The organism is Arthrobacter globiformis NBRC 12137 (assembly GCF_000238915.1).
GTDB lineage: Bacteria > Actinomycetota > Actinomycetes > Actinomycetales > Micrococcaceae > Arthrobacter > Arthrobacter globiformis.
The window spans coordinates 76,117-89,027 of record NZ_BAEG01000047.1 but is presented as its reverse complement, the minus strand read 5'-3'; the positions used below and the strand labels follow the sequence as shown (position 1 = coordinate 89,027).

General features: G+C 68.5%; 10 protein-coding genes and 1 riboswitch. Of the genes, 3 read left to right on the top strand and 7 right to left on the bottom strand.

What is annotated here, in order from left to right; genetic code table 11:
- Positions 1 to 16: 16 nt before the first annotated feature.
- The 6 genes from ARGLB_RS08800 to ARGLB_RS08775 all read right to left on the bottom strand — a co-directional run bounded on the left by ARGLB_RS08800 (position 17) and on the right by ARGLB_RS08775 (position 9,474).
- Entirely contained in the window at positions 17 to 2,077 is a 2,061-nt protein-coding gene (locus tag ARGLB_RS08800; RefSeq protein ID WP_003801284.1) for an ArnT family glycosyltransferase, read from the bottom strand.
- A 6-nt stretch (positions 2,078 to 2,083) separates the two neighbouring features.
- Positions 2,084 to 4,210 carry an ArnT family glycosyltransferase gene (locus ARGLB_RS08795; protein WP_003801282.1) on the bottom strand — a complete coding sequence of 709 codons (2,127 nt, stop codon included), beginning with the start codon at positions 4,208 to 4,210 and terminating at the stop codon, positions 2,084 to 2,086.
- Positions 4,207 to 5,646, bottom strand: a complete 1,440-nt coding sequence (locus tag ARGLB_RS08790; protein ID WP_003801281.1) for a bifunctional glycosyltransferase family 2/GtrA family protein — start codon at positions 5,644 to 5,646, stop codon at positions 4,207 to 4,209. The genes ARGLB_RS08795 and ARGLB_RS08790 overlap by 4 nt, the downstream gene beginning before the upstream one ends.
- A gap of 313 nt (positions 5,647 to 5,959) precedes the next feature.
- A complete protein-coding gene (locus ARGLB_RS08785; RefSeq protein ID WP_003801279.1) occupies positions 5,960 to 6,856 on the bottom strand; it encodes an aggregation-promoting factor C-terminal-like domain-containing protein in 897 nt (298 codons plus the stop codon).
- Positions 6,857 to 6,861: 5 nt separating this feature from the next.
- Positions 6,862 to 7,025: riboswitch (cyclic di-AMP (ydaO/yuaA leader) on the bottom strand.
- A 94-nt stretch (positions 7,026 to 7,119) separates the two neighbouring features.
- On the bottom strand, positions 7,120 to 8,730 hold the full coding sequence (locus ARGLB_RS08780; protein WP_003801277.1) for a sensor histidine kinase: 1,611 nt from the start codon (positions 8,728 to 8,730) through the stop codon (positions 7,120 to 7,122).
- A gap of 3 nt (positions 8,731 to 8,733) precedes the next feature.
- On the bottom strand, positions 8,734 to 9,474 hold the full coding sequence (locus tag ARGLB_RS08775; protein ID WP_003801275.1) for a response regulator transcription factor: 741 nt from the start codon (positions 9,472 to 9,474) through the stop codon (positions 8,734 to 8,736).
- A gap of 197 nt (positions 9,475 to 9,671) precedes the next feature.
- On the opposite strand from ARGLB_RS08775, the gene ARGLB_RS08770 reads away from it, so the two are divergent.
- Positions 9,672 to 10,721 (top strand): hypothetical protein, encoded by a 1,050-nt coding sequence (locus tag ARGLB_RS08770; RefSeq protein WP_003801274.1) that lies wholly within the window; start codon positions 9,672 to 9,674, stop codon positions 10,719 to 10,721.
- A 177-nt stretch (positions 10,722 to 10,898) separates the two neighbouring features.
- Here the strand turns inward: ARGLB_RS08770 and ARGLB_RS23230 are convergent, their stop codons facing one another.
- Entirely contained in the window at positions 10,899 to 11,165 is a 267-nt protein-coding gene (locus ARGLB_RS23230; protein ID WP_139023302.1) for a hypothetical protein, read from the bottom strand.
- A gap of 154 nt (positions 11,166 to 11,319) precedes the next feature.
- On the opposite strand from ARGLB_RS23230, the gene ARGLB_RS08765 reads away from it, so the two are divergent.
- The gene (locus ARGLB_RS08765) at positions 11,320 to 12,195 is read left to right on the top strand and encodes a winged helix-turn-helix domain-containing protein (RefSeq protein ID WP_003801270.1); all 876 of its coding nucleotides are present in this window, start codon (positions 11,320 to 11,322) and stop codon (positions 12,193 to 12,195) included.
- 150 nt (positions 12,196 to 12,345) lie between these two features.
- Entirely contained in the window at positions 12,346 to 12,873 is a 528-nt protein-coding gene (locus ARGLB_RS08760; protein ID WP_003801267.1) for a SixA phosphatase family protein, read from the top strand.
- Positions 12,874 to 12,911 lie beyond the last annotated feature (38 nt).

Below are 12,911 nucleotides of genomic sequence, written 5' to 3'. Positions count from 1 at the left end.
AGGCGGCCCGGACCCGTCAGGACAGGTCGTACACCGTGGCGCCGCCTATGGTTTCGGCCTGGAAGTTGGCCGCCACCCACTCCGAAATGCGCGCCGCGGCGTCGGAGCCGGTTTCACCCTGCATCATGCTTCCGCCGATGAAGTAGTGGATCTTGCCGTCCGCCACGAGCTGCTGGAACTCCTCCAGCGCGGGGGCGGGATCGGTTCCGTTGAAGCCTCCGACGGCCATGACCGGCAGTTCGGCGGCAAGCTGGTAGCCGGCCGCATTGTTGGAACCCACGACGGCGGCGGCCCAGGTGTGGTTCGCCGCGCCGGTCTGCAGCGCAGTCACCAGGGCATCCGACGGCGTGCTGGCGCCCAGGAGGCCGCCCATTCCACCGCGGCCGCCGCCGAATCCGCCCGGTGCCCGGGTGCCGGAATTGGCCGTGCCCGGATTCGCTAGGGAACCCGGTCCGGCGAGGGTGCCCTGCCGGCCAAAGTTGCCCAGCCCGGCCAGGTTGCCGCGGGCTCCTGTCGTGGACGGTCCGGCGCTGACGATCGCGCCGGAATGGGCGGTTGCCGCGGTGGTCAGGGAGTAGGCCAGCGGCGCGGCGAGGGCCGCCGCGAGGGAGGCGGCCGCCGTCGTACGCCGCAGCGCCCTGCCGCGTCCGGCGCCGGGTGCGAGCGGGAGCAGCAGCAGCAAAGCCAACAGCGCGGCGGCCAGCACCGCCCAGCGGAGCCACGGGACGTAGGCGGGGGACCGGCCCAGCAGCTGGAAGGCCATGGCACCGGCGGCCGCTACCGCTGCGGCGAGCGGTACCGCCGCGGCCGGCAGGGACCGGCGCTGCCAGAGCAGGACGCCGCCCAGCCCGGCCAGGCCGGCGATTCCCGGCGCCAAAGCCACCATGTAGTACGGGTGGATGATGCCGGCCATGAAGCTGAACGTGAGCCCGGTGACCACCACCCACAGGCCCCAGGCAACAACGGAGGCCCGGACCGCGTCGGTCCGCGGGGCCCGCCTGCCGATCCACAGCAGGGCTCCGCCGAGGATCAGGACGGACGGCAGGAGCCAGGCGATCTGCCCGCCGAACTCGGTGTTGAAGAGCCGCAGCAGCCCCGGTGTTCCCCAGCCGTTCCCGCCGCCGACGCTGCCGGTTTCCTCGCCGTTGAGCCTGCCCAGGCCGTTGTACCCGAGCGTGAGTTCCAGGATGGAGTTCGTTTGCGAGCCGCCGATGTAGGGCCGGTTTTCGGCGGGGATGAGCTCGACGGCGGCCAGCCACCACGCGGCTGACACCGTCAGGGCGGCGGCGGCGCCCGCGAGGTGCAGCAGGCGCTTCCCGAAGCGGACCGGGGCAGCGAGCAGGTAAGCCGCTGCCAGTCCCGGGACCACCAGCAGGACCTGCAGCTGTTTGGTCAGGAACCCGAAGCCCAGGAACACGCCTGCCAGCAGAAGCCAGCGGAAGCGGGCGTCCTGGATGGAGCGCAGCACTGCGTAGGCGGCCGCCGTCATGAGCAGCACCAGCAGCGCGTCGGGGTTGTTGAAGCGGAACATCAGGGTGGCCACCGGCGTCAGGGCCATCACCGCGCCGGCCAGCAGGCCGCCGAGGTGGGCCAGCCGGTCACCGCCGGTGGCGGGCCTGGCGGCGCGCCGCACGGACAAATAGAGCAGCCATGCCGTACCCACGCCCATCAGAGCCTGGGGCACCAGGATGCTCCACGAATTCAGTCCAAACAGGCGAACCGTTAGGCCGGTGATCCAGAGGGCGGCCGGAGGCTTGTCCACGGTGATGGCGTTGGCGGAGTCGGATGAACCGAAGAACCACGCCGTCCAGTCCTGCGACCCGGCCTGGGCCGCCGCCGAGTAGAAGGCATTGGCCCAGCCGGAGGCGCCCAGGTTCCACAGGTAGAGGACGGATGTGCCGAGCAGGAGTCCGGCAAGTTCCAGCCGGGGCCGCAGCCCCGCCCGGGATGGCCGCCTCGGTAGCTGCTGCAGAATCCGTGGCCGCCGCGGGTTCCCTGGCTTCCCGGCTTGTGATTGCTGCGCCGGGCCAGGGCGGTTCGGGTTTCCGGCCGTTGAACGGGGAATGGTGTTGGTCATGATTGCCTAGGTGGTCAGCTTGTAGACGGTGGAGTTGCCCACGGTCTGGGCCTCGAAGTTGGCGGCAACCCAGGTGGCCACCTCGGAGTTTCCGCCGCGTCCGCCGCCTCCGCCCATCCCGCCGCCGGAGATGAAGTAGCCGATCTCGCCGTTGGCCACCATCTCCTGGAACTGCGCGAGCGTGGGGTAGGGGTCACCGCCGTTCCAGCCGCCGAGGGCAATCACGCTGGTGTCCGTGGCGAGTTCCAGGCTGGCTGCCTGGCTGGCCCCGGAAACGATCCCGGACCACTTCGCAGTGCTGGCCTTGAGCAGCGCGGTGAGTTGGGAGTTCGCCGTGCTGGCGCCGTCGGGACCCATTGCACCGCCGGAAACAGTCCCGCCGTCGATTGAGCCGTTGGGCGCCAGACCGGAGCCATCCGGGGCCAGGCCAGCGCCATCCGCCAGCCCCGAGCCGGAGGTGCCCGGCCCGGAGGTGCCCGGGCCGGCAAAGCCGGTGCGTCCGCCCTGGCCGCCGGGTCCGCCCATTGCGGAGGCCGTGGGGCCCGACGTCGGAATCGACCCGGAGTGGGGCTGGGCTGCCGTAGCGAAGGTCCAGGCCGTGCTGCCCAGCCCGCCGGCCAGCAGCGAAACCGCCACGACGGTAGCCGTTGCCATCCTGCGGAAGCGGGCGGGAACAACCCGGAGTGAGTCGAGCCGGAGCAGCAGTGCGGCGGCGGCGAGCACGCCGAGGATGACCGCCGCCACCCTGATCCAGGGCAGCCACGCGGCGTCGCGCCCCAGGAGCACCGCGGACCAGACCGATCCGGCCAGGACTGTGGCGGCCAGCGTAATCCGCGCAGGCCAGTAGGCGCGGCCCCGCCACAGCTCCACGGCCCCGATGCCCACCAGCGCGGCTATTGCCGGGGCCAGCGCAACAGCGTAGTACGGGTGGACAGTGCCGCTCATGAAGCTCAGGATCCCGGCGGTGACCAGCAGCCAGGCGCCCCAGAGGACCAGAGCCGCACGGGTCCGGGACGTGCGGGCTTCGCGTCGGGTGAACCACAGGCCGGCACCCAGCACGATCAGGGCCGACGGCAGCAGCCAGGACACCTCGCCGCCGAAGCTGGCACCGAACATCCGGGTGATGCCCGCGGTTCCGCCGAAGCCGACGTTCCCGCCCATGCCGCCGCCACCGCCGGGCATGCCGCCGCCCATGCCGCCCTCGGATCCGGTGATGCGTCCGAGGCCGTTGTAGCCGAAGGTCAGTTCGAGGAAGCTGTTGGTTTCGGACCCGGCCATGTAGGGCCTGGCCGACGCGGGCGTCAGCTGGAACAAGGCGATGTAGCTGCCGGCCACCAGCACGATGCCGCCTGCCGCCGCGAGCAGGTGCAGCAGACGCCGGCCGAGGCCCGTGGGGGCAGCCCAGAGGTAGGCGAGTGCGAGGCCGGGAACGATCAGGAAGCCCTGGAGCATCTTGGTCAGGAAGGCCAGGCCGATGACTGCACCGGCGGCGGCCAGCCACCTCCAGCCGGCCTTTTCGATGGCCCGGGTGGTCAGGTAGGCGGCCAGCACCAGGCACAGGGTGAGCAGCGCGTCGGGGTTGTTGAACCGGAACATCAGCGCGGCCACCGGAGTCAGCGCCAGCACGCCGCCGGCCAGCAGTCCCGCCGCGGGTCCGGATATGCGCTTGACCGTCAGGTACAGGAGTCCGACGGCGGCCACGCCCATGAGTGCCTGCGGCACCAGCATGCTCAGCGGCGAGAAGCCGAAGACCCGGCCCACGAGGGCGGGAATCCACAGCGCCGCCGGGGGCTTGTCGACGGTGATCGCGTTACCGGCGTCGAGGGAGCCGAACAGCAGCGCCGTCCAGTCCTTGGTGCCTGCCTGGATGGCCGCTGCGTAGAAGGAGTTGGCGTATCCCGTGGCTTCGAGGTTCCACAGGTAGAGGACGGCGGTGAACGCCAGCAGCGCCGCCGCCGAGGGGCGGATCCAGCGGGGCTGGTTTCCCAGCAGCAGCCGGGACGCCCTGCCGGTCCGGCGGGTTCGCGCCGGGGTGTCTTTGGGCTTGCCGGGTGCGGCCGGCGCGGCTTTCGCCGGCTCGCGCACTTCCGTCTGGTCTGCCGTCTGGTTGGGGGGAGTGACAGTGGTGCTCATGACTCTGCCGTTTCTGTGGTCGGGACGGGTGCCTGCGGGAGGGATGCCTCGGAGGCGGCAGGATCGGCGGGAGCGTTGGCGGGGACCGGCCGCCGTCGGAAAACCCACAGACGGAACAGCAAGAATTTCACCGCGGTGGCCGCGAGGTTCGCGGCGGTGACGGTCGCCAGCTCAAGCCAGCGGTCCGGCGTCGTGCCTCCCGGCAGTGCGCCGCTGTGGACCAGGGCGAGCGCTCCGGACGTGAGGGCGAGCCCCATCCCGAAAACCAGCAGCCCCTCGAAATGGTGGCGGGCAACGCCACTGTTGCCGGCGATGCCGAACGTGAAACGGCGGTTCGCAGCGGTGTTGGCCACGGCTGTGGTGAGGAGGGCCAGCAGGTTGGCCAGCTGCGGGTCCATCAGGTTGCGGCAGAGGTAGAAGAGAACGAGATACGCCAGGGTGGATGCCACGCCGATCGTGCCGAACCGCACCAGCTGGCCGAACAGGCTGCTGCCCGGGCTTTGCTCCTGGCTGCGTGATGCGGCGGGGAGGGGGCCGCGGGCCAGGGCCGCACGGAGTTCGGCGACGGGGATGCGGCCGGTGACCATGTCTTTACTGAGCCGGGCCATGCCGCGGACGTCGGCGAGGGCCGTCTGGACGATGTCCACGCTGGAGTTGGGGTCGTCCGTCCAGTCCACCGGCACCTCGTGGACGCGCAGGCCGCACCGTTCCGCGAGGACCAGCAGTTCGGTGTCGAAGAACCAGGCGGTGTCCATGGTGTGCGGGAGGATCTGCTGGGCGATGTCTGCCCGGATGGCCTTGAAACCGCACTGCGCATCGCTGAAATGTGCGCCCAGCAGGGACTGCAGCATGAAGTTGTAGCTGCGGGAGATGAATTCGCGCTTCGGCCCGCGGACCACCCGGGAGTTGCGGGTCAGCCGGGTGCCGATGGCCAGGTCCGAGTGGCCGGAGATGAGAGGCGCCAGGAGCGGGCCCAGCGCGGCCAGGTCGGTGGAGAGGTCCACGTCCATGTAGGCCAGGACAGGTGACGGCGAGGCCAGCCAGACCTTGCGCAGAGCGTTGCCGCGGCCCTTCTCCTCGAGGTGCACCACGGTGACCTCACGGAGTTCCCGCGCCACCCGCTCGGCGGCCTTGAGCGTGCCGTCGGTGCTCGCGTTGTCGGCAACGGTGATGCGGAACGAGTGCGGGAACATACCGCGCAGGTAAGCGTGCAGCCGGCGCAGGCACTCCTCCAGGTCGCGTTCCTCGTTGTAGACCGGGATGGTCACGTCCAGCACCGGTACCGCGGTGGCGATGTCGATGGGGGACCGCCGCGTGTGCCTGGTGAGGGTCTGCGCCGGGGCGTGTCCGGCCGCGCCGGTTCCGTGGAGCGCGTGCGGCGGCGTATGCAGAGGTGGGTGCGGCTGGGTTCCTGAGGCCTGGTCAGTGATGGTCATGCATCAACAGTGGCGGCCGCTGTTATGAGGGTTTTAGGGCGAAGCTGTGCACGGGCTGTGGATGTGGCCTCGGCGTTCACCGGCCGTCATCATCAGCGGTGGTTGCCGCATTTCTGCGCCCCCTGCGTGGTTGTCGCCGGTGCGGTGGACATTGAGGCCTGCATTTCTGCACCACTCTGCCTGCGCGAGGAAGAGCAGGGACGCAGAAGGGCCCCGGATCCTGGCGGATCCGGGGGCCCTTGGCACACCTAGGCGGTCACCCTAAAGCGGTGCAGAAATGCTCGCCGTCAGCCGGCGTGGCTGCGGCAACCGGTCAGTACCAGTTGTGGGCGAGGTGGAAGTTCAGAGCACCGCACGGGGAGCCGTAGCGCTCCTTGATGTAGTCCAGGCCCCAGTTGATCTGGGTGCGGTAGTTGGTGCGGTAGTCCGCCCCGGCGGTCGCCATCTTTTCGGCAGGCAGCGACTGGACGATGCCGTAGGCGCCGCTGCTGGCGTTGGTGGCCGTGGTGCGCCATTCCGATTCCTTGGTCCAGAGCCGCTTCAGGCACTGCATCTGGTCGGCGGACCAGCCGAAGGAGCCCAGCTTGCTGGCCGCGTAGGCCTGGGCGCCGGCGGGATCATTCAGGGCAACAGGTGCTGCAGCCTTGGCCCTGGCAGCGGCGGCAGCCTTGGCAGCGGCGGCCTTGGCCGCAGCAGCCTTAGCGGCCGCGGCGTTGGCCTTGGCAACCGCGGCGGCGTTGGCAGCGGCGGCATTCCTAGCAGCAGCCGCCTTGGCGGCGGCGGCCTTTGCCGCAGCCGCTTTCGCAGCGGCGGTCTTCGCAGCGGCGGTCTTGGCAGCGGCGGCGGCCTTGGTTGCGGCGGCATCCTGGGACGAGGACTGCGGAGCGATGGACGCCGCGGACGGGGCCGGGAGGGCGGAGATCAGCGACCTGTCGAAGCTCAGCGTCTGCCCGCTGTCAGCGGTGGCCACGGACGATACGGCGGCGGAAGGGGCAGCCTGGTCGGCCGCCTGGCCTGCGGCGCCGACGCCAACGAGCACAGCGGCCGCAGTGGTCAGGACGGCTGCCCGGCGTCCGAAGGAAGGAAGGCCTGCGGCGAAACGGCCAAGTGCAGTCTTGGGCTGGGCAGGATCGGCCCGATGACGTGAAATTTTGCTGCCGGACTGCTTGGAGGCGCGTTCAGGGCGCGCCTGAGTCTTAAATTCAGACATGGTTGATTGCCTCTCAACACCTGCGGAGTTAGCTGTCGGGTTCGGATGAGGTCATCCGGCCGCACGGAAAATTCACGTGTCGGCTTCACCCCAAGGGCTGATGCGGAAAGCCCGGGACTCTGGTTCCCCCGCCTCTGCCTGATCTAGCGGAATCCGGGAAGCGGCAGAGCTGGGCGTCAATCCGGACATGCGGCTCTAGTGGCGGCCGCACTCCATCGACGGTACAGGAGGCTTTTGATTAAGTCACATTTAGGTAACGGACATCACGACGCCGGCGCGGCGCCTTGCATGGGCAGTCGGACGGCAAACTCCGTCCGGCCCGGCCGGGACGTGACTTCCACCGTGCCGCCGTGCGCCTCCACGATGGACTGCACGATGGACAGGCCCAGGCCGCTCGTTCCCTCTGCCGAGGCGACCCCCGGTTCTCCCTGTGTATCCGCGGTACGGAGGGCCGTTCCCGCGGTTGCGCCACCGGCCGCAGAACCCTTTGCCGCAGCGGATGCCGGCGCCAGGGGCGGCTGCGCCGGAGTCGCCCGTGACGCGTCTGCGCGGGCGAAGCGAGCGAACACCTTGTCCACGAATTCGGGCGGGATGCCGGCGCCGTCGTCCGTGACCGTAATCACAGCGCTGCCGTCGGCCGACCGCATTACGCCGGTGGTCACCGTGGTGCCGGGCGGGGTGTGCTTGCGGGCATTGGAGAGCAGGTTCACGAGAACCTGGTGCAGCTGCGAGGCATCGCCCCGGACCGACACGGGTTCCTCGGGAAGGTCGAGGTGCCACGCCCGGTCCGGCGCCATGACTTTTTCGTCGCTGACGGTCTCGATGACGAGCTGGGTGAGGTCAACCTCGCTGAGCTTGAGCGGCTGGCCTTCGTCGAGCCGTGCCAGCAGCAGGAGGTCCTCCACCAGGGCGGTCATGCGTTCCGACTGGCTCTGCACGCGTGCAAGGGACCGCTGGCCGTCCGGGGTGAACTTTTCGGTCATGCGCATCAGCTCGGTGTAGCCGCGGATGGCGGTGAGCGGCGTCCGGAGCTCGTGGGAGGCGTCCGCCACGAACTGCCGCACCTTCATTTCGCTTTCCTGCCGCGCTTCGAGCGCGTTGGAGACGTTGTCCAGCATCTGGTTCAGGGCGTGCCCCACGCTGCCCACTTCGGTTCCCGGATGGGCGTTCGACGGCGGGACGCGGACCGCGAGTGCCACCTCACCGGCGTCCAGCGGCAGGCGCGACACCTGGGTGGCCACCTCGGAGAGCTGCTCCAGCGGTTTCATGGTGCGGCGGATGAGCACCGTCCCGGCCAGGCCGATCAGCACGAGTCCGCCCAGCGAGACAATCGTGATGGTCCAGACGAGCGAGGTCAGGGTGCTCTGCTTGTCCGCCAGGGGGAGCCCTGTCACCATGACGTCGCCATAGGGTGTCTGGGCGGCAACCAGCCGGTAGGCGCCGGTGGACAGGGTGCGGTCGACGGGGACGCCGTCGCGGCGCAGATCCAGGAGAACCTGGTTATCTGCCGCGGAGAGTGCCTTGCGGGTGGCATCGGAGGCCAGGAATCCCGCGGTGACCTGGCCGGCCTGGATCCTGCCCGCAAGAGTGCCCACACGCTGGCCCCGGCCTTCGAGGGGATCCGGTTTGTAGCCCGAGGCGCCGGGCGGCGGACGGCCAAAGTCCCGGGCCCTGTCAGCGGCCCCGGTGAGCTGCTCGTCGAGCTGGCGTGTCAGAAATGAGTCCATGCTGGCGTAGCTGAACAGGCCGATCGCAGCGCAGATGGCCACGAGCAGCGCCATGGCCACCAGGACCAGACGGGTGCGGAGATGCCAGGTGCCCGGCTTCAGCCAGCTTCGGCGCTGGGTACGGACTGCACCGGAAAGGTTTGCCACGGCCTACTCTGCCGGCTTGATGACGTAGCCCGCGCCGCGGACCGTGTGGATCATTGGCGGATGCACGGCATCCACCTTCTTGCGCAGGTAGGAGATGTACAGCTCGACGATGTTGGCCTGGCCGCCAAAGTCGTAGTTCCACACCCGGTCCAGGATCTGGGCCTTGCTGACCACGCGCTTGGGGTTCTCCATGAGATAGCGGAGCAGCTCGAACTGGGTGGCGGTCAGCTGCAGCTCGTCGCCGGCGCGCGTGACTTCGCGCGTGTCGAGGTTCAGGACCAGGTCGCCCACCACAAGTTCAGCGGAATCCATGGCGGCCACTCCGGAGCGCTGGACCAGCCGGTGCAGGCGCAGCAGGACCTCCTCCATGCTGAACGGCTTGGTGACATAGTCGTCGCCGCCCGCGGCGAGGCCCACGATGCGGTCCTGCACCGCGTCCTTGGCGGTGAGGAACAGGGCCGGGACTTCCGGTGCGAAGGCGCGGATCCTGCCCAGGAGTTCGACGCCGTCGAACCCGGGAAGCATCACGTCAAGCACCAGCACGTCCGGGCGGAACTCCTTGGCGAGTTTCACGGCCTCGGGGCCGTCGGCGGCGACGGCGACCGACCAGCCGGCCATGCGCAGGCCCATGCTCATGAGCTCCGAGAGGCTCGGCTCGTCGTCAACCACAAGCGCGCGGATGGGGGAGCCGTCTGGATGGGTCAGCTGGGGAAGGTTGTTGGTCATGGAGTGCGAAGTGGCCATGTGACAACTCTCCGTTCTGGTGTTTAGCCGCTGCTTTGGCAACCCTGTGCGCCGGCTGTGAATCCCAGCCTAGCGAGCTGAAAGGCCCGATGAAGGCATTTTTCAGGTCACAGCCATGGCTCTTGAGCCGCACAGGCCAAACACAGGAAGGCTTTCCAGTCTGGAACGGACACTTCCGCACCCCTAAGGAGATCGCAATGAGCGGACAGCAGCACGCACCTGTTCCAGAAACCACACCCCTGCCTCCGGCGCCCCTGCCGGATGCTCAGGCGTACCAAACGGGACCCGCGGCCGAACCGGTGATGTCCCTGGGCACGTTTTCCTCCCGGAGCGCCGCTTCACATGCCGCACCGGAGGCCGCCACACCTAATACCGCCGTGCCGAACCCTGCCGCCACGGGCGGCGACCCCGACTTCCAGGCCGCGAACCCGCCGGCAGCCACCCCTCCGTATGCGGGCTGGGGTGCCGGCGGAGCCCAGGCTCCAGCCGAGGGCGCCGACGGCGCTGCTGCCGCCGGTTGGGGCGCGGGCTGGGGAGTGCCGCCGCCGGCCGGAAAAGCCGGAGGTCCAGCAGCCGGCGGCAAGCCCTGGACCATGAAGCGCGGACTGGTAGTAGCCGGTGCGGCAACGGTTCTGGCGGCAGGCGCCGGGGCCACCGTGTACGGCCTGGGCAGCAACGCTGCCGCTGCCGGCGGAACTGCCGCCGGGGCCCAGGGCGGGTTGGCGCAGGGTGGCCTGAGTCAGGGCGGAACGCAGGGTGGCCTGCCACAGGACGGCGGGTCAATGGGCGGCCCGGGAGGCATGCAGGCCCCGGGCAGCGGAACCGTGCCCGGCCAAGGAGGCGACTTCGCGCCCAATGGCCTCGGCGGCATGGGTAGCGGCGTCTCGGCGGCGGTCCACTCGGAATACGTCATCGAGGAGAACGGGCAGTACGTCACCAAGGTGGCGCAGCTCGGCACCGTTTCCGCCGTTTCCTCCGGTTCGGTCACGGTGAAGAGTTCCGACGGCTTCACGCGCACCTACACACTCAGCGGCGACACGGTGGTGAGCAACCTGCTGCAGAGGAGGCAGCAGGCGGCAACCGGCGACCTGACAGTGGCTGACATCGTTTCCGGAGCCACTGTCAGGATTGTGGCCGGCAAGGATGGCTCGGCATTCGCAGCCGAGAACGTGCAGGTAAGCGGGACCACCACACAGTCAGGCGGGAGCACGCAGTCAGGAACCAGCGGCTCGAGCCAGTCCAGCTGACTAATCCGGAACGGCGCAGCGCCCGTCGAACCGGGCGCTGCCGCCGCCCGTCCCGGCGGATTTGACCCCAGCCGCTACCTGCGCTTGAGCAAAAAACTTTCGCCTCGCCTGCGTCATAGCTGGACAATCGACGTATCGCGGCTGCCGGTTTCCGGCAATTCAGATGTCATTGAATATTCAGCGCGTATTCATGGAAAAATCGAAGAAGATTCTGTAGGAGCAGCTTTCCGACCGTCCGTTCAGGAAAATAAAACGAAAAATCAGCCGCCCGCAAAACTGTGATTTACCACACAAAAGAGCTTTTTGTCTCAGCATGCGGACGCTTTCGTTCATTGTTACTTGCAAGTTTTCATTGTTACGTGCACACATTTCAAATGTGAACAAGAACTCAACAGCACCTGCAGCCGCAGAATATTGGTCCAGCACACCCGTTGCTGCCGACATGCGCTGTTGTCGAATGCACGCCTAACTTTCACCACCCCACGAAGTTTTTAGGCATTCGCCCCCAGCCCAGCGTAGGGCGCCCCTCCCCAGAATCATTGCGGGGACCCAAGCATTCGAGCCGCGATGACGGCCATTCACATTGAGGTAAGCATTCATGTCAGTTGCATCCGGATACGTCCACATCTCAGTCCGTAACGCCAACAAAGCAGGTCAGGCACAGGGATTGCGCCAGGGATTCGGCGCCCGCCCCGCGTTCGCCCCGGCTGGCCCGGCCAACACCGTTCCCGCGGCACCGGGTTACGCACCGCAGGGCTACAACCCGAACTCGTACGGCCAGCTGCGCGCCGTGCAGGCTGACGAAGCCGCGCCGCTGACCGCGCCCACACCTCTTGTGGCCCCGGCTGCCACCGCCCCGGTCCGCCCCGTGCCGAACGAAAACGTCGCCCGCGGGTTCGTCCTGTACATGGGCATCGACGAGGAAACCGCGGCTGCCGCCGGCACCTCGATCGCCAAGCTTGCCCAGGAGATCCGGGCCTACGCGCAGTCTCTGGTTACCGGTGCCGAGAGCTACGCCGCCGTCGCTGTGGCGCCGGCCAGCGCGCCCGGTTCCGCGCTCGACGTGGTCCGTTCCACCTTTGGTGACCCCACCGTCAATGCCCGGCAGCGCACCGAGACTGCCCGCGTGCAGCCGGCCCAGGATCCCCGTCCCTCCGGTGTTCTGATCGACCTCGCCCGCCGCGAGGTGCACCTCGACGGCGAATCCCTGAACCTGACGTTCAAGGAATTCGAACTGCTCAACTACCTCGTGGAGAACGGCACCCGCACCGTGGGCCGTGACGAACTGCTCGAGGGCCTGTGGCGCAACGCCGAAGAAGTGCCGAACGAGCGCACCATCGACGTCCACATCCGCCGCCTCCGCTCCAAGCTCGGCCGCCTCGCCAACACCGTGCGCACGGTCCGCGGCCAGGGCTACCGCTTCTACGAGCACCCGGAGGTCGTTGTCTGGGCCGCTCCGGAATACTCGATCTAGTCCTTCAGCGACGCGCCAAAGCGGCTTTCTGCCGTGCCTTAGACACCTCCTTCGTTCCTCAGTCGGCGATGCGGCACTACGCAGAAAACCGCTTTTCCGCGTTCGGGGCCAGCGGGCACTGGCCTCCGCGGCTGATAGTAGGGTGAGTCCATGAGTGCGCACCATAAGAAGCGGCTGGTCCTGATGCGCCACGCCAAGGCCGACTGGCCGGGCGGGGTGGCGGACCACGAGCGTCCACTGGAGGAACGCGGCCACCGCGAGGCTCCGCTTGCCGGCAAATGGCTGCTCAAGCACAACATCGTCCCGGATTTCATCCTGTGCTCGAGTTCCCTGCGGACACGGCAGACATGCACGTGGGTGTGCAGTGAACTGGGTGAGAAGGCCCCGACGCCGAAACTTGAGGACGGCCTCTACGGCGCCTCTGCGCTGCGCATGCTTGCGGTCATCAACCACGTGCCGGACACCGTGACCACCCTGATGGTGATCTCCCACATGCCCGGCGTACAGGATCTGGCCATGCACCTGGCGTCGCGGGATTCCAACCACGACGCCTACATGGATGCTGCCACACGCTTTCCCACGAGCGGCCTGACGGTGCTGGAGACAGAGAAGCCCTGGGCCGAACTGGACGGCCAGGACGCCAGGCTCACGCACTTCAAAGTCCCGCGCGCGCACTAGCGCGGACGAGTAGGCTTGTCCCCAGCGTCGTCTAATTT

Excerpts from the sequence above, each read along its gene's own strand:
- ARGLB_RS08800 (WP_003801284.1), bottom strand. The coding sequence starts at position 2,077 with ATGACCAACACCATTCCCCGTTCAACGGCCGGAAACCCGAACCGCCCT.
- ARGLB_RS08795 (WP_003801282.1), bottom strand. The coding sequence starts at position 4,210 with ATGAGCACCACTGTCACTCCCCCCAACCAGACGGCAGACCAGACGGAA.
- ARGLB_RS08790 (WP_003801281.1), bottom strand. The coding sequence starts at position 5,646 with ATGACCATCACTGACCAGGCCTCAGGAACCCAGCCGCACCCACCTCTG.
- ARGLB_RS08785 (WP_003801279.1), bottom strand. The coding sequence starts at position 6,856 with ATGTCTGAATTTAAGACTCAGGCGCGCCCTGAACGCGCCTCCAAGCAG.
- ARGLB_RS08775 (WP_003801275.1), bottom strand. The coding sequence starts at position 9,474 with ATGGCCACTTCGCACTCCATGACCAACAACCTTCCCCAGCTGACCCAT.
- ARGLB_RS08770 (WP_003801274.1), top strand. The coding sequence starts at position 9,672 with ATGAGCGGACAGCAGCACGCACCTGTTCCAGAAACCACACCCCTGCCT.
- ARGLB_RS23230 (WP_139023302.1), bottom strand. The coding sequence starts at position 11,165 with ATGTCGGCAGCAACGGGTGTGCTGGACCAATATTCTGCGGCTGCAGGT.
- ARGLB_RS08765 (WP_003801270.1), top strand. The coding sequence starts at position 11,320 with ATGTCAGTTGCATCCGGATACGTCCACATCTCAGTCCGTAACGCCAAC.
- ARGLB_RS08760 (WP_003801267.1), top strand. The coding sequence starts at position 12,346 with ATGAGTGCGCACCATAAGAAGCGGCTGGTCCTGATGCGCCACGCCAAG.